8 protein-coding genes and 2 pseudogenes are annotated in these 23972 nt (G+C 41.6%); 2 read left to right on the forward strand and 8 right to left on the reverse strand.

Annotated elements, in window-relative coordinates:
* The first annotated feature begins 110 nt into the window (after positions 1 to 110).
* Complete coding sequence (locus tag ACESR9_RS06330; protein ID WP_373106094.1) at positions 111 to 3998, forward strand: glycoside hydrolase family 66 protein; 3888 nt, start codon at positions 111 to 113, stop codon at positions 3996 to 3998.
* Positions 3999 to 4392: 394 nt separating this feature from the next.
* Here ACESR9_RS06330 and ACESR9_RS06335 read toward each other — a convergent pair whose 3' ends face one another.
* The 8 genes and pseudogenes from ACESR9_RS06335 to ACESR9_RS06370 form a co-directional block, all read right to left on the reverse strand.
* Positions 4393 to 17793, reverse strand: coding sequence for an SspB-related isopeptide-forming adhesin (locus ACESR9_RS06335; RefSeq protein ID WP_373106096.1), 13401 nt, complete (start codon positions 17791 to 17793; stop codon positions 4393 to 4395).
* Between the two features lie 248 nt (positions 17794 to 18041).
* The gene (locus tag ACESR9_RS06340; RefSeq protein ID WP_049491763.1) at positions 18042 to 18536 is read right to left on the reverse strand and encodes a beta-class carbonic anhydrase; all 495 of its coding nucleotides are present in this window, start codon (positions 18534 to 18536) and stop codon (positions 18042 to 18044) included.
* Between the two features lie 288 nt (positions 18537 to 18824).
* Positions 18825 to 20186 (reverse strand): DNA repair protein RadA, encoded by a 1362-nt coding sequence (gene radA / locus ACESR9_RS06345; protein ID WP_319637122.1) that lies wholly within the window; start codon positions 20184 to 20186, stop codon positions 18825 to 18827.
* A gap of 10 nt (positions 20187 to 20196) precedes the next feature.
* Entirely contained in the window at positions 20197 to 20712 is a 516-nt protein-coding gene (locus ACESR9_RS06350) for a histidine phosphatase family protein (protein WP_223325839.1), read from the reverse strand.
* Positions 20713 to 20736: 24 nt separating this feature from the next.
* Positions 20737 to 20937 (reverse strand): annotated as a pseudogene (locus tag ACESR9_RS06355) (isochorismatase family protein); the annotation flags it as partial.
* A pseudogene (locus ACESR9_RS06360) lies at positions 20915 to 21066 on the reverse strand (hypothetical protein); the annotation flags it as partial. The pseudogenes ACESR9_RS06360 and ACESR9_RS06355, both read right to left, overlap by 23 nt.
* A 37-nt stretch (positions 21067 to 21103) precedes the next feature.
* Positions 21104 to 21643 (reverse strand): histidine phosphatase family protein, encoded by a 540-nt coding sequence (locus ACESR9_RS06365; RefSeq protein WP_223325842.1) that lies wholly within the window; start codon positions 21641 to 21643, stop codon positions 21104 to 21106.
* Position 21644: 1 nt separating this feature from the next.
* The gene (locus tag ACESR9_RS06370; protein ID WP_009731797.1) at positions 21645 to 22091 is read right to left on the reverse strand and encodes a dUTP diphosphatase; all 447 of its coding nucleotides are present in this window, start codon (positions 22089 to 22091) and stop codon (positions 21645 to 21647) included.
* A gap of 439 nt (positions 22092 to 22530) precedes the next feature.
* Between ACESR9_RS06370 and ACESR9_RS06375 the strand changes: the two genes are divergently transcribed.
* Positions 22531 to 23972 (forward strand): Ig-like domain-containing protein (locus ACESR9_RS06375; RefSeq protein ID WP_241672482.1); only part of this gene is annotated, 1442 nt, incomplete at its 3' end.

Genomic DNA, 23972 nt, shown 5'->3' on the forward strand with positions numbered 1-23972 from the left:
TTTCTTAAATTGACACTATCTAGTGAAATGTCGTATACTTATTGGCATCGATAGAACAATTTACTTTAAACTGTTCAGTAAACTATACAAACAGTATGTGGGAGAAAAAAATGAATCAACAAAAAAATAGTGTCTCTGAAAAAGGGCACGGCTATTTCCGCAAACGCAACAAGGCATTGGTCTCTATGATTACCCTTTTTGGAGCCTTGATGTTAAGCTCTGTTGCCATGGCTGACGAGGTCAATCCCAATCCGACTTCTGAGATCCCAGCAACCGCTCAACCAGTAGCAACCAATACCAGTACTCCTACCACTACTAGTGAAGAAGGTGCTACGACGGAAGCAACGTCTTCGCCATCGGAATCAACACCAACTGTGACTGCCACTCAACCGGTCAGTGCAGCTCCAGTAACTACTTATAATACTCCAAAAATCACCAACGACGTCACCTTTGATAAAGCGACTTATAAAAGTGGGGAAGACGTTCGGATCTCCATCAACAACCCTGAAGTGGTTTCTTCTGATATCACTGTCTCTCATTTAGATCAGGTCATTTATGAAAAGAAAAACGTTGAAGGTGGCGAACTGACAATTCCAAGTACAGTCTTTTCACCTAATGCTGGATTTATCGTTGATGTCCTTGGTAAGAAAGCAGATGGCTCCCAAGCCTTTCATAAGGCAGCGGGTCTTGCTGTTGAAGATGACTGGACGATCTACCCACGTTATGGGGTGGTTGCCGGCTCAAAAGACAATCACAACTCCATCACCAATGATCAGGTAGAAGGTTACAAAAATAGTATTGACCAATTGGCCAATATGCACATCAACAACTATTTCTTCTATGATGTCTACAATACGCCTGCCAACCCATTCCCAACAAATGTTGAACGTTTCACTCAAGATTGGGCGACTTTCTTGATTCCAAATAACGAAACAGATCCTGACAAGCGCAAGTCCTACTTACCTGTCATCGATACAGAAGCCGTCAAAGAGCTAGTGGCTCATGTCCATACAACTGGTGCCAAAGCCATGCTGTATAACATGATTTACGCAGTTTCCCTCGAAGAAGGGGTTCCAAATGAAGTGAAAAGTGCCATTGTTCGCAATCTACAAGACCATTTCAACTTTGGTAAAAAGGGTGATGTCACAGCGACCGATATCCAACAATTTCTCGATCCAGGCGACCCAAATTGGCAAAAATTTATCATTGAAGTCATGACCAAAGCCATGAAAGAAGGGAATTTTGATGGATGGCAAGGGGATACCATGGGCTCTAACTGGGTGGAAAAAGTCAGTGAACCTGGAAAAGGCTTCTCTTTGAGCGAACACTATCCAGAACTAGCCACAGCTGCAACAGAGGCCCTCAAAAAAGAAGGCTATGACTTCATGATCAACGATATCTCTACTGGAGATGCTAATCGACTAGGTAAGACCAATGTCTCTGCACCTTATGCGGAAGTTTGGGGAGATAGCATTGCCTATGACTCTACCTACCAAGCCTTGACGCGCCTTACCGAACGGATGCGTGATTTATACAAGGGGAAATCTCCTATCATCGCAGCCTATACCCATCGTGGTAAAAATGCATCAGCCCTCAGCAAAGACAACGAATTACTGACAGATGCCATCATCGCAGCAAGCGGTGGTTACCATATGACGACTGCAGCCCTCAATACTTCTCAGGATGCTAAAGGTTTTGGGGTGATCCAAGCAGAATGGTATCTCAATCAAAACCTACCAGTCAATGCTGACTTTGCTAATGCAGAATTCAACTACCAAGAATTCATCGTTGCTTATCAAGAACTTCTCCGCGGACGCGACACCTTGGCGCATGATACCCGTCGGATTGTAGACAATACAAATGTACTGGTGAACGGTAACTTCATCGGATCCAACCTGGATAATGCTGACGGGGTTCAACCTGGAACCGTTTATACCATTACAAAAGAAACCAAGACGGGTGATCGGATTGCTCACTTGATCAATTTGGTCGGCATCACTGAAAACAAATGGAACAGCGCTGTGAATACAACCGAAAAACTAACCAATATTCAAGCTTTTGTTCCACTCGGAAAAATCACAAAAGACCAGGCTGAACACGCCAGCATTTACTGGGCAACACCTGATGCTGTTGAAGGAAAATACAACATCAACCTCCGAGAAACAAACGCAAATGTTTATTATGACGGAGGGGCTGGCCAATGGATGGCTGCTATCGATGTTCCTAGTCTAGATGTATGGGATATGCTCTATGTCAAACTCAATGAAGCCGCTCATGTTCTTTATCAAGATGAAAACGGAGTTGAGCTCGAGCGTTCCAGTAATTTGGTTGGTCATACAGGTGAAAAGATCAACTACTCGACAAAAGAAACCATTGCCAACTATTTGAAGAAAGGCTATGAACTAGTAGAAAATGGCTTCGATGCAGACGGACAACCAAACTTTGACCGCGACGCTAACAACACAAATGAAGATGGCGTTCAAGAGTTTATTGTCCGCTTGGCACCAAAAATTGTAGAATTTTCTGCAGCACAACCCATCCAAGCCGGTCAAGTTGTTCCAGGAGACAGCGAGGGGCGTGTCTATCCAACTCCTCTAGCTCCAGCTGGTCAAACAACGGCTGATCTGAATCATTTGTCTGAAACAGTGACTCGTACAGCGACCTATGTGACTGAGGACCAGGATGGATCTAACCGCCAGTCTGCAGGAATAGCTGACCAAACTGACAGCCTTCATTTCACTCGCAAAGGTACCATCAATTTGGTGACAGGTGAGACAAGTCTTGAAGACTGGATAGCGCAAGACGGCACAAGCTTTGTAGCTCTTGAAAATCCCGTCAAAAAAGGATATGTTGTCGTAGCAGAAGAATCGACTGATGCCGTCTCTTCTGATCTGACAAAAGCAGGAGAACATACAGGCATTCATGCTGATGCAGCAGACATCACAGATACGGTCATCTATCGCCCAGTCGGTGCCTATAGGATCAGCTATGCTACTGGTAAAGAGCCAGCCCATGCTCAAAAAGAGATCCCTTATCTAAACGATCCCACAAATCCAACTGCTATCGCATCTCCTACTGCTATCCTTCCTTACGTGGAAGGATTAGAGCCAAAAGATGCTCGTGGACAAGTCTTAAACCTTGTGGATCCTCTTGACGAGACCAAAGGCTATCTTCTTCCAAGCCCTGAATCTCCAACAGCTGATACTGCTATTACCTATGCCATCAGCAAAGGATCTGTCAGAGTACGATTCCTCACTGAGGGAGGCGACACTGATCTGCAAGAGGCGCAAGACCTCGCTACAGAGGTAGATTTCGGCACCAAGTACACCAGTGAGGCCCCAACAGAAATCACAAAAGATGGTCGTATCTACCATCTAGTTGGACACCGTGCTGATTCTGCTGATCCAAGTGGCACAGTCACTAAGGGAATGAAAACTGTCATCTATGATTACAAGTTAGCTACGGGAACAGTCATCGCGCGATTTGTCATCCAAGATACTAGCACTGAATTGCAACCAGAGCTTGCTGTTGCAACAAATGTGGACAATGGAACCCATTACGTCGCTAGCGCACCAGATGAGATCTCCTACGACGGCCACATCTACGAACGGATCGGTGCAGCTGAACAAACTGGGAACGTAGAAGTGGGAACAACCATCTTGATCTTTGCCTACAAGGTGAAAGAAATCCCTACTCCACAACCATCCCCAGAAACAGAAAAAGAAGAAACAGTTAGCCCTCTTCCTTCCGTGACAAAAGCAAATACGACTGAGTCTCATGAAGAAAAGGGATCAACACTTCTCTCTAACAAAGAAGAGGAGAAACCTCTTGAAACAATAAGCCAAAAAGAGGAACTCCCTGAAGTTGTTCCTAACACACCTCAAGAAGGAACTCATCTACCTGCAACAGGTGAAGAAACCTCTCAGCTAGCCCTACTTGGACTTGGCCTCTTAGCAGGTTTGTCCAGTCTTATCCCTTACAAAAAGAAACAAGAGTAGATCCCAAACACAAAGAAACTTCCTATGGAATTCTGTTCCAAGGAAGTTTTTTTATATTTATACAACTCATTCAGAGTCTAGATCCCTTTTATGAGGGTGACTGACGACAATAAGGGTGTGAAGTACTACCACTCCAAACCCTACTGTATTCCAATTCAAAGTGGATTCATTCCCCTTGTTGCCGGCAGTTTGAAAGATCAAATTGCTTTACTAGTATACTGTTTTCTCTACTTCAAGTCAATGGAATTTTACTGAAACTTTTTCATCACATTTATGCATGTTTTTCTAAGTTTCCAATACCAAACAAAGAGGCCTTGCTCTTTCGAGCAAAGCCTCTTCCTGTTGGATCTAAAATTGTCACCTCATCAACAAGTTTGTCGATGTCACCTCAATTTTAGTCTTCGCGTTTTTTGCGTTTTGCAAGTCCCGCAAGGCCAACCATACCAAGTGCAGCACCTAACAATGCAGCAGATGCTGATTGTTCTTCACCAGTTTCAGGAAGTGCTGGAGCTGGAGGAGTTGTAGGCGTTGGTGGTGTTGGCGGTGTTGTTGGTGGTGTATTCGGTGGTGTTGTCGGCGGTGTTGTCGGCGGTGTATTCGGTGGTGTTGTTGGTGGTGTATTTGGCGGTGTTGTTGGTGGTGTATTTGGCGGTGTTGTTGGCGGAATAACAGTGTTGTTAAACTCTGTATCTTCTGGCAACTGAGTAATAGCCGTCAATACTTTACCGTCTTTGTTAATCATAATACCCACAGTGGCAACCATCTTATCGTATTCGATGCTAGAATCTGTGCCACGGATTTCTTCTACATGGTAGAGATGAGTTCCTTCTTCACCACGTTTGAATTCAAGATTTGAGAAGATGATCTTACCAGCCGCATCATTGGTTACGGTTTCGATCACATTTCCTTTTTCGTCCTTCAGAACGAAGCTGAATTCACCTGCCTTCAATGCACGACCTTCCAATTTCTTAGTGAATTGGAATTGAACCTTAACTGGAATGTTGACTACACGTTTTTCAGTTGGTTTTTCTGGTTTTTCTACAGTCTTCTTAGTTGGATCGTATTGGTGTACGATTTGTGAAGCTGTATTTTCAATGTCCACACCATCTTGAGCAGATTGTTTAATTTCTGCAGGAATTTCAAACTTGTAGTAACGTCCAAAGGCCAACTTAGTTGTGTCGATCACTTGTGTATTTTCTGCGTCTCCAAGTGACTTAGTCAAGTCTGCTTTAGATGTTGCAGTAATCACACCGTTTTCAACCTTGATATCAAACTTAGCTGTTACATCTTCTCCTGTTACAGAGTCGTATGCCTTAATATCAGCTCCGTTGACAGTCAAGTTCGCACTATCATATTTATCTGTAACACCAACAGATTGAATATTGTGTGCTTCAGTGAATTTAGTTGTATCCAACCATACTTGATAGTATACTTTATCACCTTTCTTGAGTGTCTTCGTATTGATATTTTGAGCTTCGTTGTTATCAGTCTTATCAACGTAAGGGTTCGCATTTGTTTCCGCAACCTTATCCTTCAACTCTTTATCATCGTCGAGAAGTTTCACACCTGTAAGATCGAATTTAGATTCGTTCAAGATGTATTTCTCTGGATTGAATTCTGGAGTTTCAGGTGGGCGAACAGTGTTATTGAATTCTTTGTCTGATGGATCCGTTACCTTAGTAAGAAGAGCTTTCGCAGTTCCATCATGAGAAACTTCAACTTTCACAACTGCTTTCATAGTGTCATAAGTAACGGTTGTATCAGTTCCTTTGACTTCTTCTACAGTGTAGTTGTAAGTTCCTTCTTGACCTTTCTTGAATTCAAGAGCTGAGAACTTAACGTTACCAGATGCATCGTTCTTCACAGTTTCAAGAGTCTTACCATCTTTATCCTTAAGAACGAAGCTGAATTCGTTAGCTTTAAGCTCACGGCCTTCCATACGTTTAGTAAAGTTGAATTCTACTGAAACAGGGATGTTCACAACACGTTTTTCAGTTGGTTTGTTTGGTTTCTTCACTGTCTTGCTTGTTGGATCGTATTGGTGAACGATTTGAGCTGCAGTGTTTTCAATATCCGCACCACCCTTAACAGTATCTTTCACTGTTGCTGGGATGTCGAACTTGTAGTAACGTCCAAACGCAAACTTAGTTGTGTCGATCACTGGAGTATTTTCTGCGTCTCCAAGTGACTTAGTCAAGTCCGCTTTAGAAGTTGCAGAGATCACACCGTTTTCAACCTTGATATCAAATTTAGCAGTCACATCTTCGCCTGTTACAGAGTCGTAAGCTTTGATGTTTGCAACATTGATGTCAAGTTTGTCTTCTTCGTAGTCATCAGTAACACCAACAGATTGGATGTTGTGCGCTTCAGTGAACTTAGTTGTATCCAACCATACTTGGTAAACAACCTTATCGCCACGTTTCACTGTCTTAGTATTGATGTTAGCTGCTTCATTATTGTCAGCCTTATCAGCGTAAGGATTTGCGTTTGTTTCCGCAACCTTGTCTGCCAATTCTTTATCATCATCAAGAAGTGATTTACCAGTAAGGTCGAATTTCTCAGCGTTCAAGATGTATTTCTCTGGGTTGAACTCTGGAGTTTCTGGAGGAGTCACCTTGTTGTTAAATTCTTTATCCGCAATGTCGCCAACTTTCGCGATCAGAACTTTAGCTTTTCCGTCGTGTGAAACTGTGACTGTTACATTCGCTTTCATAGTGTCGTATGTAACGGTTGCGTCTGTTCCTTTAACTTCTTCTACTGTGTAGTTGTGAACGCCTTCTTGACCTTTCTTGAACTCAAGTTTAGAGAACTTAACGTTACCATCTTTATCGTTCTTCACAGTTTCAAGAGTATTACCTTTTGAATCTTTAAGAACGAAGCTGAATTCATTGGCTTTAAGCTCACGGCCTTCCATACGTTTAGTAAAGTTGAATTCTACTTCAACTGGCACGCTGTTGACACGTTTTTCAGTTGGTTTTTCAGGTTTTTCAACTTTCTTAGTCGTTGGGTTGTAGTAGTTGACTACTTGAGCCGCAGTATTTTCGATGTCAACTCCACCTGCAACGTCAGCTTTCACTGTAGCTGGGATATCAAACTTGTAGTAACGTCCGAATTCGAATTTCGTTGTGTCGATCACTTGTGTGTTTTCTGCATCGCCAAGTGACTTCGTGAAGCCATCTTTAAGGGTTGCAGTAATCACACCGTTGTTCACAGTGATATCGAATTTAGCTGTTACATCAGCACCAGTCTTACCATCATAAGCTTTGATTGCTGAACCATCAACATCAACTTTAGCCTCATCGTAGTCATCTGAGATTCCTACTGATTGGATATGGTCTTTGTTGTTTGCGTCAAATTTAGTTGTATCCAACCATACTTGGTAAACAAGTTTTTGACCTGGTTTAACTGATTTAGTATTGATATTCGCTTTTTCGTTATTAGATGCATCGTCCGCATATGGGTTCGCATTGGTATCTGCGTACTTGTCTGCCAACTCTTTATCATCATCTAATAATGAAGTTCCAGTCAAATCAAATTCTTTTTCGTTTAGAACATATTTTTCTGGATTGAATTCTGGAGTTTCAGGAGGTGTTACACGGTTGTTAAATTCTTTATCCGCAATTTTGCCTACAGTCGCTACGAGAATCTTAGCTGTTCCGTCGTGTTTCACTGTAACTGTTACATTCGCTTTCATGGTGTCGTATGTAACGGTTGCGTCAGATCCTTTAACTTCTTCTACTGTGTAGTTGTGTACGCCTTCTTGGCCTTTCTTGAATTCAAGAGCTTTGAACTTAACGTTACCAGCCGCATCATTGCTTACAGTTTCAAGAGTCTTACCATCTTTATCCTTAAGAACGAAGCTGAATTCGTTAGCTTTCAGTTCACGACCTTCCAAACGTTTAGTGAAGTTGAATTCCACTTCAACTGGAACGTTGTTAACACGTTTTTCAGTTGGTTTGCTTGGTTTTTCAACTTTCTTAGTAGTTGGGTTGTAGTAGTTGACTACTTGAGCCGCAGTATTTTCGATGTCTACACCACCAGGTACATCAGCTTTCACTGTTGTTGGGATGTCGAACTTGTAGTAACGTCCGAATTCGAATTTAGATGTGTCGATGACTTGTGTGTTTTCTGCATCGCCAAGTGACTTAGTGAAGCCATCTTTAAGGGTTGCAGTGATCACACCGTTGTTCACAGTGATATCGAATTTATCTGTTACTTCTGCGCCTGTTACTGAGTCGTAAGCTTTGATCTTAGTTGAATCAAGTTCCAATTTAGCTTCATCGTAGTCATCTGAGATTCCTACTGATTGGATGTTGTCCTTGTTAGCTGCGTCAAATTTAGTTGTATCAAGCCATACTTGGTAAACCAACTTATCGCCACGTTTAACAGTCTTGGTGTTCAAGTTTTCTTTTTCGTTGTTTGATGCATCGTCCGCATATGGGTTCGCATTGGTATCTGCGTACTTGTCTGCCAACTCTTTGTCATCATCAACGAGCTTGTCACCAGTGATATCGAATTTCTCTTCTGAAACAACATATTTTTCTGGTTGGAACTTAGGTTCTTCCGGAGGAGTCACACGGTTGTTAAATTCTTTATCCGCAATGTCGCCTACAGTCGCGATAAGAACTTTAGCTGTTCCATCGTGTTTCACTGTGACTGTTACATTCGCTTTCATTGTGTCGTATGTAACGGTTGCGTCAGATCCTTTAACTTCTTCTACTGTGTAGTTGTGTACGCCTTCTTGACCCTTCTTGAATTCAAGAGCTTTGAACTTAACGTTACCAGCCGCATCATTGCTTACAGTTTCAAGAGTCTTACCTTCTGAATCTTTAAGAACGAAGCTGAATTCGTTAGCTTTAAGCTCACGGCCTTCCAAGCGTTTAGTGAAGTTGAATTCCACTTCAACTGGAACGTTGTTAACACGTTTTTCAGTTGGTTTTTCAGGTTTTTCAACTTTCTTAGTCGTTGGGTTGTAGTAGTTAACTACTTGAGCCGCAGTATTTTCGATGTCTGCACCACCAGGAACATCGTTCTTAACAGTTGCTGGAATATCAAACTTGTAGTAACGTCCGAATTCGAATTTAGTTGTATCAATGATTTGAGTGTTTTCCGCATCGCCAAGTGACTTCGTGAAGCCATCTTTAAGGGTTGCAGTCATCACACCGTTGTTCACAGTGATATCGAATTTATCTGTAACATCAGCTCCAGTTACTGAATCGTAAGCTTTGATTGCTGAACCATCAACATCAACCTTAGTTTCGTCAAAGTTATCTGTAACTCCTACAGTTTGAACGTTGTCTTTGTTAGCTGCGTCGAATTTAGTTGTATCCAACCATACTTGGTAGTAGATCTTTTCGCCGCGTTTAACAGACTTAGTATTGATGTTTTCTGCTTCGTTGTTGTCTGTTTTGTCTACATATGGATCAGTATTTGTTTCACCATATTTATCAGTCAACTCAGCATCATCATCAAGAAGCTTGTTATCAGTGATAGAGAATTTCGCTGTATTTAATACGTATTTCTCTGGTTGGAACTTAGGTTCTTCTGGAGGAGTGACACGGTTGTTAAATTCTTTATCCGCAATGTCGCCTACAGTTGCTACGAGAATCTTAGCTGTTCCGTCGTGTTTCACTGTAACTGTTACATTCGCTTTCATTGTGTCGTATGTAACGGTTGCGTCGCTTCCTTTAACTTCTTCTACTGTGTACTTGTGAACACCTTCGTCACCCTTCTTGAATTCAAGAGCTTTGAACTTAACGTTACCAGAAGCATCATTGCTTACAGTCTCAACTTCTTTACCAGTTGAATCTTTAAGAACGAAGCTGAATTCATTGGCTTTAAGTTCACGGCCTTCCAAACGTTTAGTGAAGTTGAATTCCACTTCAACTGGAACGTTGTTTACACGTTTTTCAGTTGGTTTGCTTGGTTTTTCAACTTTCTTAGTAGTTGGGTTGTAGTAGTTAACTACTTGAGCCGCAGTATTTTCGATGTCTACACCACCAGGTACATCAGCTTTCACTGTTGTTGGGATGTCGAACTTGTAGTAACGTCCGAATTCGAATTTAGTTGTGTCAATGACTTGTGTGTTTTCCGCATCGCCAAGCGACTTAGTGAAGCCATCTTTAAGGGTTGCAGTGATCACACCGTTGTTCACAGTGATATCGAATTTATCTGTTACTTCTGCACCTGTTACTGAGTCGTAAGCTTTGATCTTAGTAGAATCAAGTTCCAATTTAGCTTCATCGTAGTCATCTGAGATTCCTACTGATTGGATGTTGTCCTTGTTGTTTGCGTCAAATTTAGTTGTATCCAACCATACTTGGTAAACCAACTTGTCGCCACGTTTCACAGTCTTAGTGTTCAAGTTTTCTTTTTCGTTGTTTGATGCATCGTCCGCATATGGGTCCGCATTGGTATCTGCGTACTTGTCTGCCAACTCTTTATCATCATCAACGAGTTTGTCGCCTGTGATATCGTATTTCTCTTCAGAAACAACATATTTCTCTGGTTGGAACTTAGGTTCTTCTGGAGGACGAACTGTGTTATTGAATTCTTTATCAGCTGGTTCTGTCACGTTTGTGATCAAGGCTTTCGCTGTACCATCATGACGAACTTCAACTGTTACAACAGCTTTCATTGTGTCATAAGTTACGGTTGCGTCAGTTCCTTTAACCTCTTCTACTGTGTACTTGTAAGTACCCTCTTGACCCTTCTTGTATTTAAGGGCAGTGACAGTTTCACCAGCTTTATTGGTGTAATCTACTGGAGCAAACTTGATCTTACCAGCTGCATCGTTGGTTGCAGTTGCAATCACAACATTGTCGCTGTCTTTCAACTCGAAAGTGAATTCGCCAGCTTTCAGTTCACGGCCTTCCAATTTCTTAGTGAAGTTGAATTCTACTGAGATTGGAACGCTGTTGACACGTTTTTCAGTTGGTTTGTTTGGTTTTTCAACAGTCTTGCTTACTGGGTTGTAGTAGTTAACGACTTGTGCTGCCTTGTTTTCGATATCTGCACCAGCTACGACATCGTCTTTCACTGTTGCTGGGATATCAAATTTATAGTAGCGTCCAAACTCGAACTTAGTAGTATCAATGATTTGTGTATTTTCAGCGTCGCCAAGTGACTTCGTGAAGCCATCTTTCAGGTTCGCTGTCAGAACACCATTGTTATCAGAGATATCGAATTTCGTCGTAACGTCTGCACCAGTAACTGAATCGTAAACCTTGATATCTGAAGCATTAACAGTCAATTTATCCTTGTCGTAGTTATCTGTGATTCCTACTGTTTGGATATTTTCTTTGTTAGTTGCTGAGAATTTAGTTGTATCCAACCATACTTGGTAGTAAAGTTTTTGACCACGTTCAACTGGTTTCGTGTTCAAGTTTTCATCTTCGTTGTTGGCAGTTGTATCGACATATGGATTTGTATTTGTTTCACCATATTTATCTGTCAATTCAGAATCGTCATCAACGAGCTTAGTACCTGTAATATCGAATTTCGCTTTAGAAACAACGTATTTCTCTGGTTGGAACTTAGGTTCTTCTGGAGGAGTTACCTTGTTGTTAAATTCTTTATCAGCAGGTTCTGTCACGTTTGTGATCAAGGCTTTGGCTGTACCATCATGACTTACTTTAACAGTTACAACTGCAGCCATTGGGTCGTAAGCAACAGTTGAGTCTGTACCTTTCACCTCTGTTACAGTGTAAGTGTACGTACCTTCTTGACCCTTCTGGTATTTAAGGGCAGTGACAGTTTTACCAGCTTTGTTTGTGTAGTCAACTGGAGTGAACTTGAAGTTACCGTCTGCGTCGTTGGTTGCCGTTGCGATCACAACATTGTCGCTATCTTTCAACTCGAATGTGAATTCGTTAGCTTTCAGTTCACGACCTTCCAATTTCTTAGTGAAGTTAAATTCAACTGAGATTGGAACGTTGTTTACACGTTTTTCAGTTGGTTTTTCAGGTTTTTCAACTTTCTTAGTCGTTGGGTTGTAGTAGTTTACAACTTGAGCCGCAGTATTTTCGATATCTGCACCAGCTACCACATCGTCTTTCACTGTTGTTGGGATGTCGAACTTGTAGTAACGTCCAAATGCGAATTTAGTTGTATCGATCACTTGTGTGTTTTCTGCATCGCCAAGTGACTTCGTGAAGCCAGCTTTCAAGTTAGCAGTGATCACACCGTTGTTGACAGCGATATCGAATTTATCTGTTACTTCTGCGCCTGTTACAGAGTCATAGGCTTTGATGTCAGCTTTATTAAGATTTAATTTAGCTTCATCATAGTTATCTGAGATACCAACTGTTTGGATGTTGTCCTTGTTAGCTGCATCAAATTTAGTTGTATCCAACCATACTTGGTAAACCAATTTAGAACCACGTTCAACAGTCTTGGTATTCAAGTTTTCTGCTTCGTTGTTTGATGCATCGTCCGCATATGGGTTCGCATTGGTATCTGCGTACTTGTCTGCCAACTCTCTATCATCGTCAACGAGCTTGTCACCAGTGATATCGTATTTTTCTTTAGAAACAACGTATTTCTCTGGTTGGAACTTAGGTTCTTCTGGAGGTGTTACACGGTTGTTGAATTCTTTATCAGCAGCATCTGTTACGTTGGCAACGATCGCTTTAGCAGTACCATCATGTGATACCACAACTTTAACAGTCGCAACCATTGTGTCGTATTTGACAGTTGCATCTGTACCAGGAGTTTCTTCAACTGTGTAGTTGTATGTCTTACCAAGATCATCACGACCGAATTCAAGAGTCTTGAAGACGATCTTACCAGCAGCGTCATTCTTCACGCGTTCAACTTCAACGCCGTCTTTCTTCAATACGAATTCGAATTCGTTCTTTTGAAGTTCACGACCTTCCAAACGTTTCGTGAAGTTCATTTCCACTGGAACTGGAACACTGTTGACACGTTTTTGTGTTGGCTTTTCAGGTTTTTCAACTGTCTTGCTTACTGGGTTGTAAACGTGAACTGTTTGGTTGGCTGTATTTTCAATATCAGCACCAGCTTTAACAGATTCTTTCACAGTTGCTGGAATATCAAATTTATAGTAACGTCCAAATTCGAACTTAGTTGTATCGATAACAGGAGCGTTTACTTTATCTTTGATAAATTCATCTTTAGAAGTTGCAGTGATGGTGCCGTTTTCAACTTTGATGTCGAATTTATTGGTTACTTCTGCACCAGTTACTGAATCGTATGCTTTGATGTCAGCTGCATTGACGTCCAATTTATCAGCGTCGTATGTATCAGATACACCAACGTATTGGATGTTGTTCGCTTCAGTAAATTTCGTAGTATCAAGCCATACTTGGTAAACCAATTTAGAACCACGTTTAACTGTCTTAGTATTCAAGTTTTCTGGTTCGTTGTTGGTTGTCTTGTCTACATATGGATCTGCATTTGTTTCAGTGTATTCATTTGTCAACTCATCGTCGTCATCCATCAACTTGTTACCAGTGATGTCATATTTCTCTTTAGAAACGACAAATTTTTCTGGTTGGAATTTTGGAGTTTCTGGAGGAGTAACTTTGTTGTTGAATTCTTTATCTGGAGTACCATCAGTAGCGTTACCATTGGCATCTTTACCACCTGTTGATGTCACGTTTGTAACAGTTGTCAATGAATGACCGTTCTTGGCAACTTCAACAGTCACTGTAGCCTTCATTTGGTCGTAAGTCATTCCAAATTCTTTGTTTGCCGGAATCACTTCTTCTACAGTATATGTGTGGGTACCAACTTTCGTATTGTCGAATGACAATTCTGAGAAGGTTACGTTACCGTCAGCATCATTTTTCACTGTTTCAACTTTGTTACCAGCAGCATCTTTCAATACGAAGCTGAATTCGCCTGCAGCCAATTTACGGCCAGCCAACTTCTTAGTGAAGTCAAATTTCGTTACAACTGGAGAAACCACATAGTTGTTAAACTCAGTGTCTTCTGGCATTGTAACAGCTGCGCTCAAGATACCTGTAGCTGCATTTTTGGTTACATTAACAGTTACGACTGCATTCATTGAATCGTAGTCGATGTTTGTATCTGCGCCAGCTACTTCACGTACAGTGTAAGTGTGTTCACCTACAGCGTTGTATTCAATCGCATCAAATGTGATAGATCCATCTGCTGCATTTTTCTTGGTTTGGATCACATTGCCATTTTCAAGCAATTCGAATGTGAAGGCATCCTTTGTAAGCTCTTTCCCTTCAAGACGTTTAGTGAACTTGAATTGAGCTTGAGTTGCAGCAGGTGTGAAGGTATTGTTGAACTCTGTATCTGCAGGAAGAGCATTTGTTGCTTTAAGAACGTGACCTTCTTTCGTAACAGTAATTGTTACTTCAGCTTTCATTGGGTCGTAAGTCATTCCTGCTTCAGAACCTTGGACTTCTTCTACAGTATACTTGTGAACACCTACTTGTGTATTGTCAAAGGTCAAATTATCAAAGGCTACAACACCTTGTTTAGTATTGGTCTTGGTTTGAAGAGTCTTACCATTTGCATCTTTCAATACAAATGTAAATTCGCCTTCTTTCAACTCACGGCCTGCAAGGGCTTTGCTGAAGTCGAAACGAGTCTTAACTGGAGCTACTGCAAAGTTGTTAAACTCTGTATCTGCCGGCATAGTAACTGCAGCGTTCAAAAGACCAGTTTGAGCGTCTTTTGTGACGTTAACAGTCACAACAGCGTTCATTGGATCATAATCGATATTCGTATCTGTTCCAGCTTTTTCACGTACAGTGTAAGTATGTGTACCTGCAGCAGCGTACGAGATTGCATCGAATTGGATGGTTCCATCCGCTGCATTTTGTTTAGTTTGGATGACGTTACCATTTTCAAGCAATTCAAATGTGAAGGCATCCTTAGTAAGCTCTTTCCCTTCCAATTTCTTAGTGAACTTGAATTGAGCTTGTGTAGCAACAGGTGTGAAGGTATTGTTGAACTCTCTATCTGCAGGAAGTGTATTTGTCGCTTTAAGAACGTGCCCTTCCTTAGTAACAGTAATTGTTACTTCAGCTTTCATTGGGTCATAAGTCATTCCTGCTTCAGAACCTTGAACTTCTTCTACAGTATACTTGTGCGTACCAACTTGTGTATTGTCAAAAGTTAAATCATCAAAGGCTACAACACCTTGTTTAGTATTGGTCTTGGTTTGAAGAGTCTTACCAGTTGAATCTTTCAATACAAAGCTAAATTCGCCTTCTTTCAACTCACGACCTGCAAGAGCCTTGCTGAAGTCAAAACGAGTCTTAACTGGAGCTACAACGTAGTTGTTGAAGATTTTATCATCTGCACTTGATTTGAATCCACCTTCACCAGTGTACTTAACTGAAGCTTGCAAATCACCATTAGCGTCTTTCGTAACCTTTACAGTCATGGTTACTTCCATAGCATCATAGTCGACATCCTTATCTGCACCTTTTACTTCAGTGATGGTATATGTATAAGTACCTTCTTTTTTAAATGACAATTCTGAGAAGCTTGCCTTACCATTTTTATTTGTGACAGTTTCTTCCACACCAGGCGAAGATGAGTTTTCCTTAATCTTGAAGCTGAACTCACCATCAACAAGCACACGTCCCTCAAGTTGTTTTTCAACTTCTGGTTTTACCTTGATGGTTTCTGTCTTGTCATAGTAGTAGATTGGTTGTTTGTATGGTGTCAAGGAGTTGAGCAAGTCAACGTTGGTACCAATACCTCCTACTCCACGTTCCAATTGTGAATTTGGTGAAAGGTGACCGATATTGTCTCCCAAGAAAGGAACAAAGACTGTCTTATACGGAGTGTAGCCAGCAGCCCATTGGAAATCGAACGGAACTGTCTTACCGTTTGGATAGTTCGTTTTTGCACCAGTTTTTGGATCAGTTACCGTATGCGCAATCGTTGTAAGCGGTGTCTTTTTGACTACTAGTTCTTCAGTATTAGCTTCTCCCGGCTTGATTGGTTTGGTCTCCGCTAAAAGCATATAACCGTCAGTGTTCAAAGTACCATCCGAACGTTTGCTTTGTTGTTTGGGATCTAGTAGGTAAACACGAACCACTACAGATCCATCTTCACCCACAATTTCTTTGATACGCTTAATTCCTGCACGCTCAGCATCCATGAATTTGGTACCAACGGTGTAAGGACGGCTTACATAACCAGAAGTTGTATCTGGATCTACCGTTTGATAAAGTTTATAAACTGTCTCTTTAGTAATACCATTTCCAAGATCTTCAGTTTGCTTGGTAAATTGGCGTTCTCCAGAAGCTGTGAATTTTTGCCCTTCCATAGCTTTTAGAGTATATTTAGCTAACTCAGTTTCATTGCCATTTTCTTTATAGTCCTGAGTTGTAACAGACTTACCAGTTTCCTTGTAGGTAGGGTTTTTCTTGTCAACAAGTTTATAGTAAGTGGTCTTTTCAACATTGGCAGGGATCTTAAAGTTTGTATCTGTAACTTGACGACCATTATATGTAGGTTCAACTGCATTTAAGATATCATTTGAATTACGTGCGTCATAAACAGCATCAAAGCGGGCTTGTTCAGCTGGAGTCAGGTTATGACCAGCAGCTACCAAAGCTTGAATCGCTGGACCAACTTCAAATCCCATTTGAATGAATGGTTGGTCTGTTTTACCAGGACCTTGACCAGCCCCTGCTTGGTAATCCACTTGCAGTGTCAACTCATTATTAGATTTTGGAGTGGTTGTAGTGAATTTTTGAACACCACTAGTTGCAGTGACTGTATGTGTTTCAACAACAGCACCTGTATTCTTATCGATCAGTTCAACTGTAGTATCTGTCGAACTATCAAAGTTTTTATAAGCACGTGCATAGTAGTTTGTGTTGTAACGGGCATTAAATTTTGTCAAATTCCAGATACCAAAAGTATAGAAATCTCCTTCTTTAGCTTGGTAACCAGCTGGAATTGTTTGAGAGTGCACAGATGCTCCGTTAGGATCTGTCATGTCAGGGTTAGCAGAAACATTCGAAGCAATGGTCGTTACAACATCAATCGGTGTCACATTATGGTCTGTCAAAGCACGTTTACCACGACGACGGCTACTTACAGCTAAAGCTCCTGCATTTGTACGTTCTTCATTAGCATTTGCCACAGCCACAGCAGCATTTGTACTTGCTACTCTATCTGATTGCGCAGCTGCTTCTGTACCAGTGATCGGAGCTGCTGAACTTACAGTAGCTGAAAAAGTAGTCGTTCCTGCCGGTGTAGCTGCTTCTTCTCTTGCAGCTGCTCTTTCTGAGCTTTCACCTGCTGCAGCAGAAGTTGCAGTAGGTTGAGCTGTGGTAGCCGCTGTTGTAGAAGCTGGTTTAGAGCTTGACTCTTTTTTCTTCTCTACAGGTTTGCTGGTTTCTGATGACGCTGTCGTTTTTGGAGCTTCTTCAGATTTTTTAGTTTCAGCTTTAGCTGGTTTTGCAGCTTCTTCAGCTTTCGCTTCCTTGTTTTCTGTAGCAGCTGGTGTTTCAGCTACTTCAGCTTTTTCAGTTGCTGGAGCTGGTGTTTCTGAATTTGCAGCAGCAGTCCCAGAACGGTCAATTTTTGGAACTGATGCTCCTTCCCCGTATGCCTTAGAAGCACCAGGTGCTTCTGTTTGACTTGATTCTGTTGCAGCAGGTTGCGTTTCTGAAGTTGCTGTTTCTGCAGGTCCAGAGGCTGCTTTTGCTTCATCCGCTGACGCAGATTGAGCACCTGCAGCAAAGAGCGCTGTTCCTAAGAGAACAGAACAAACCCCAATGCTATATTTTCGTAAAGAAAAGCGTTGGCGTCTATTGAAAATATCCTTCATTTATAGGATCTCCTTTTTCATATTTCATGATTCCATGATACAAATAAAATTGTAACATTCTTGACATCAAGAGTCAATCTGTTGAAATTTAATTGTAATATTCTTGTTAAAATGTTATATTATACCACATATTTTTTAATATTTTGTGCCAAATTGTCACATTTTTTCCTATTTGGTTCAATTTTTTTACGCCAATAAAAAAGAGTTCAAGAAAACAAAGTCGTTTTGTTTTCTTGAACTCTTCTATTTTATTTCACTTCTGAAATCAAACCAGTATCCACATCATACACAGCTCCTGAAATCACCACATCCTCTGGAATCAAAGGGGAAGCTTTTAAAAGCTCCATATCTTCACGGACACTCTCTTCAATGTCTTGAAAGGGGAGGAAGTCACGCTCTCCCACATCTACTCCCAGTTCTTTCTTTAGATGCTGCCGGAAAGCTTCGTTTTCAAAGGTTTGTGCGCCACAGTCTGTATGGTGCAAGACGACGATTTCGCGGGTTCCCATCTGTTGCTGGGAAATAACCAAGGAGCGGATCATGTCATCGGTCACGCGCCCTCCAGCATTCCGCAAAATATGGGCATCTCCAAGAGCCAGGCCCAGTGCTGGTGCCACGTGAAGGCGGGAATCCATACAGGTCACGATGGCGACTTGTGTTTTGGGCTTAATCGGAAGACGGAGGTCTCCATGCAACGCCACATAAGCTTGGTTGGCTGTTAAAAAATTATCAAAATAAGACATGGTCTCTCCTTTGTTCCTTTGAAATTCAAATCATCTATTATTTTACCACATCTCCCTATTTCTGTCAGAGAGGATCTCCCGTCATCTGTCACATCTGAAAAAAGAGAGTGGGACAGAAATCGGTAATTCGTTAGAATTCGATTTCGTCGTCCCACCTCCGCACAGTTGAGCAGGGCTGTAAAAGCTGATGAAATCAGCGTAGTAGAGCCCACTCAACCACTGCGTCTTGCTCGATAATCCAAAAACAATTGAGAGGCTAGGACTTTTGTCCCAGCCTCTTTTCTTCTATTAAAATACTTTCTTCAAGACTTCACTTAGTGTCGTCACACCGATGACCTGGATCCCCGATGGTGTCGTGATCCCCGTCAGAGAATTTTTTGGAACATAAATCTTGGTAAAACCAAGCTTAGCAGCTTCATTAATCCGTTGCTCGATCCGATTGACCCGGCGGACTTCTCCGGTCAAGCCCAACTCTCCAACGAAACACTCTTGCGGGTTGGTTGGCTTGTCCTTGTAGCTGGAAGCAATGGCTACAGCTACGGCTAGGTCGATAGCTGGCTCATCCAACTTGACACCACCTGCAGACTTGAGGTAGGCATCCTGATTTTGAAGGAGCAAACCCGCTCGTTTTTCTAGCACTGCCATGATGAGACTAGCTCGGTTAAAATCAAGCCCTGTTGTCGTCCGCTTGGCATTCCCAAACATAGTCGGAGTCACCAAGGCCTGCACTTCAGCAAGAATTGGACGCGTCCCTTCCATTGTCACAACGATGGACGAGCCAGTCGCCCCATCCAAGCGTTCTTCCAGAAAGACCTGACTCGGATTGAGGACCTCAACCAGTCCACCTGATTGCATCTCGAAAATCCCGATTTCATTAGTGGAACCAAAACGATTTTTGACTGCTCTCAAGATACGGAAGGTATGGTGGCGTTCGCCCTCAAAGTAGAGTACCGTATCCACCATATGTTCCAGCATCCGAGGACCTGCCAAGGTTCCTTCCTTTGTTACGTGCCCAACGATAAAGATGGCAATATTATTGGTCTTAGCCAGCTGCATGAGTTCAGCCGTTACTTCCCGCACCTGAGAAACCGATCCTTGTACCCCTGAAATCTCAGGAGACATAATGGTCTGGATGGAGTCGATGATAAGAAAGTCAGGTTGGATGCGTTCCACTTCCGCACGCACGCTTTGCATATTGGTCTCAGCGTAGAGGTAAAACTCGCTATCGATATCTCCCAAGCGCTCTGCTCGTAACTTAATCTGCTGAGCCGACTCCTCACCACTGACATAGAGAACGGTCCCTACTTGAGACAACTGGGTTGAGACTTGTAAGAGGAGGGTCGATTTCCCAATCCCTGGATCTCCCCCGATGAGGACCAGACTTCCTGGGACGACACCGCCTCCAAGGACGCGGTTGAATTCCTCCATCTCCGTCTTGGTCCGATGGACATTGATGGAGGTCACCTCCGCCAGTTTCATGGGTTTGGTCTTTTCACCCGTCAAGGACACTCGTGCATTCTTGACCTCTGCGACCTCGACCTCCTCGACAAAGGAAGACCAAGAACCACAGTTGGGACAGCGCCCTAGATATTTGGGTGAATTGTAGGCACAATTTTGACAAATAAATGTCGTTTTTTTCTTAGCGATGATAAACCTCTTTCTAAATCTCTATCTCACACTCAATCACTTGGCAAAAATCAATGGTTTCATTCGGTACAAATTGACGCATGAGCATGCGATGGGCTACAACTACCACAGTTTGATGTTCCCGATACTTAGCCATGCATTCTAGAAAACGAGACTTCATCTCTACAGCTGTCTCATATTGAACAGGAGAATTCGGGAGCAACTCCCCCTTGTTTTCTAAAAACAGACATCTAGCTGTCTCAAAGTTCTCTATACCTGTTTCATAAACCTGCCATTCATGCAATAAAGGCTCTACCCTCAAAGGAAGGCCCGTAGCACAAGCCAGATAAGAAGCTGTTTCTAAAGCTCGCGTCACTGCTGAAGCTACTAGCAGATCAGCTGATTGGAACAAGGGGTTTTGGCAAAGGTCCTGAGCCTGTTTCCTTCCCTTCTCAGATAAGGGCGCCAAATCTATCCCAAATCCCGTATAAGAACGCTCCTCTAACTCACGGTAATCTGGCTCTCCATGACGGATAAAAATAATTTTCATATTAAGCTCCCCATAAAACTATTAATTCTCCTTGGTAGCTGACAAAACGGAAGCCTTAACACAGCCTTTGCCATCTACCCCTATAAACTCTATGCTTTTAGCACCGTTTTCCTCTAAAAAATCTTTTAAATCTGGATTAGTAAAGCAAGAAGCCCGACGCTTCTCAAAGATACGAGAAGATACAAGCAGCAAGCCGGTCGCAAATTTCTTCTTTCTGTCTTTTCTCCCCCGTCAAGGACACACGCGCATTCTTGACCTCTGCAACCTCAACCTCCTCAACAAAAGAAGACCAAGACCCACAGTTTGGACAGCGCCCTATATACTTGGGGAATTATATTCACAATTTTGACACACAAATGTCGCCTTTTTCTTTGCGATAATAAAGCTCTTTCTACATCTCTATCTCACATTCAATCACTTGGCAAAAATCAATCTTCTCGTCTGGTACAAATTGGCGCATGAGCATTCCGTGAGTTACAATGATAATAGTTTTATAATCTTTATATTTTTCCAAAGCTCTTAAAAAACGATGACGCATCTCTAGATCAGTTTCATAGCGATAAGGAGAATCTTCAGATAAAACTCCTTGATGTTTTAGATAATATTCATGAGCTACCAATACACTAGTTAAATCAGAGTTAGTACCATCTATGTCTGGACGCCACTCATGAAAAAACGGCTCCACAAATAAGTCCAATCCTGTTTCAACTGCTATATAATGTGCTGTTTCTAAAGCCCTCGTCACAGACGATGAAATAATAATCTCTGCCTTTCCAAAACATGCAGTTTTAGCAACTTCTTTTGCCAGACTACGACCTTTTTCTGTCAATGGTGCTAAATCACGACCAAAACCACTATAGAGTCGCGGATTTTCAAGTTTATCAAGCATACTATAATCTGGCTCCCCATGACGGACAAAGATAATCTTCATCTTAGTGCCCTGTTGACCCAAATCCACCAGTCCGCACGCCATCCGCCTCATCTCCATCTGCAATTAAGAAAGGAGCAAAGACAGCCTGAACCACACGTTCCCCGACTTCAAGGACGACTTCCTGGTCGGTAATATTTTTCATCTGAGCAAAGATATGACCTTCATTTCCAGGATTGCCGTAGTAGTCTCCATCGATAACCCCCACAGAGTTGATCAAGACCAGGCCTTTTTTGCGAGGGTTAGAGGAACGGTCGTAGAGATAGAGCACCTCACCCGCTTGCATATAGGCCTTGACCCCAGTTGGAACGAGGACGATTTCTCCTGGTGCAATCACTGTGCGCTCGGCTACCTTCAAATCATAGCCAGCCGCATGGGCCGTCTCCCGTTTTGGAAGCAAGTCCTGATTGGTATAGCTTGATACAAGTTCAAATCCACGAATTTTTGTCATCATGATTCCTCTTTCATTCTAAATAGTTTCTATCTCTTCTATTATACCATCACTTTGCCCTAGCGTCTCTCCTATACTACTATTCGTATTTTTTGAGTAAAAACCTCCTTTTTCACCTTCATTATTTGTAAATTGTATGATACTTTCATGGTTGTTTTCTAAAAGAAAGTGAAAGTTAATAAAACGGCTTAAAAGCCCATAATTCCTGCCTAATTTTACCAATTTTAGCTTGAAGCCAATCATTATTTTTGCTATAATTCCCTGTGTAGGGAATAATTTTAAAAGTAAAATATTTCACCCTATAAAATTATTTAATGGAGGTCGTGTCTCAGCACTCAATTCTAATTACCAACAGATAGGATTTGAAAGATCCATATCGTTAAAAGTAATCAGGTATTGATGATTAGGCACTAATTTTTTTATGAAAAGGGAAGATAAGATGAAGAATAGGAATATCAAAATTTTCTCATTTGTCCTTTGTTTAGTGGCCATGCTTTTCGCTTTAGGTCTGAATCGCACTTCAGCAGAAACTCCTGGAGTGACAGTAAGCGGAAAATGGGTCGATACAATTTCAAACATACAAGTTTCCAATAATGAAGGCGGCAACCTTGATTGGGAATTAGGACAATGGGCAACGTTCCGTATTAATGCAACATATGATTTAGCAGGTAAAAATGTTAAAGCAGGTGACCAAACTACAGTTACCGTACCAGATGCATTAATTATCACATCCGATAGTTTTGAAATTCGCGATATTAACACAAATGAAATTATCGCTCATGCTACTGTTGATGCTGAAAATAAAAAATTAACATTAACGTATACAGACTATGTTGAAAAACATTCCGATACAAATGGATCGTTCTTCTTCTATGCCCGTATCGACTTCAAAAAGCACCCTCAACAAGGAGAAATTCCGGTTGAAGTGACGGTTAACAACAAAACAATTATTGCAGGTAAAGTTACCTTTAAAGGGGTTGGTGATGGTGATCCAAACCTTTTAAAGAAAACAAGTTGGGTTCACAAAGATGACCCTAAGACTATTTCCTATACCATTTCTGTGAACCAACTAAAGCAAAATATTAAAGAGGTTACAGTAGAAGACACATTGCAATTTACCAATGCTTCTTATGTTAAAGATAGTTTTCGTGTGACAAAAGGTGAGATGTCTTATGTCGATGGTGGATGGCAATTTAATAATACTAAGGATGTAACCAATGAACATCCTGTAACTGTTGGTGAAAATGGTCAATCATTTGTTGTGAATCTTGGAGATATTAGTGAGACGGATCAATACCGTATTACGTATGATGTTCATTTAAATTACTCACCAGTCGATGGGGAAATCTTAAATAACCAGGCTACTTTAAAAGGTAAGAACATCGATACTAAAGAAGCAGTAAATAAAGCTGCCGTTCAAATTGCTGGTGGTTCTGGTGTTGGTTATGTCTTTACCATTCATATTCACAAAGTAGATGATGCTAACCAACCACTTGCTGGAGCTAAATTCAAAGTGGTACGTCAGGCCAACAACCAAGTAATCGGGGAATATGTAACAGATGATAAAGGTAACATTACAGTCAATGGTCTTTTAAAAGATAAATACATCTTAACTGAGTTACAAGCACCTGAAGGTTATACCATTACTACTGCTGATACCCCAGTTAATGCTGAAGACTTTAGTGGAACTGATAAATCAGTGACGAAGACAATCGTCAATCCAAAAGCAAAACCTAAAGCAACTCAAGCTACCATCGAATTAGATAAAACTCTTACAGGACGTGATCTAACAGATGGTGAATTTAGCTTTGAATTGTACGAGGGTGCTAACAAGCTTCAAACTGTTACAAACAAAAACGGAAAAGTAACATTTGCACCAAT

It is taken from the genome of Streptococcus parasanguinis, assembly GCF_964238605.1.
GTDB lineage: Bacteria > Bacillota > Bacilli > Lactobacillales > Streptococcaceae > Streptococcus > Streptococcus parasanguinis_AJ.

What these genes read in the sequence shown, in the direction of transcription:
- ACESR9_RS06330 (WP_373106094.1), top strand. Translation starts at nt 111, where the DNA reads ATGAATCAACAAAAAAATAGTGTCTCTGAAAAAGGGCACGGCTATTTC.
- ACESR9_RS06335 (WP_373106096.1), bottom strand. Translation starts at nt 17,793, where the DNA reads ATGAAGGATATTTTCAATAGACGCCAACGCTTTTCTTTACGAAAATAT.
- ACESR9_RS06340 (WP_049491763.1), bottom strand. Translation starts at nt 18,536, where the DNA reads ATGTCTTATTTTGATAATTTTTTAACAGCCAACCAAGCTTATGTGGCG.
- ACESR9_RS06350 (WP_223325839.1), bottom strand. Translation starts at nt 20,712, where the DNA reads ATGAAAATTATTTTTATCCGTCATGGAGAGCCAGATTACCGTGAGTTA.
- ACESR9_RS06365 (WP_223325842.1), bottom strand. Translation starts at nt 21,643, where the DNA reads ATGAAGATTATCTTTGTCCGTCATGGGGAGCCAGATTATAGTATGCTT.
- ACESR9_RS06370 (WP_009731797.1), bottom strand. Translation starts at nt 22,091, where the DNA reads ATGACAAAAATTCGTGGATTTGAACTTGTATCAAGCTATACCAATCAG.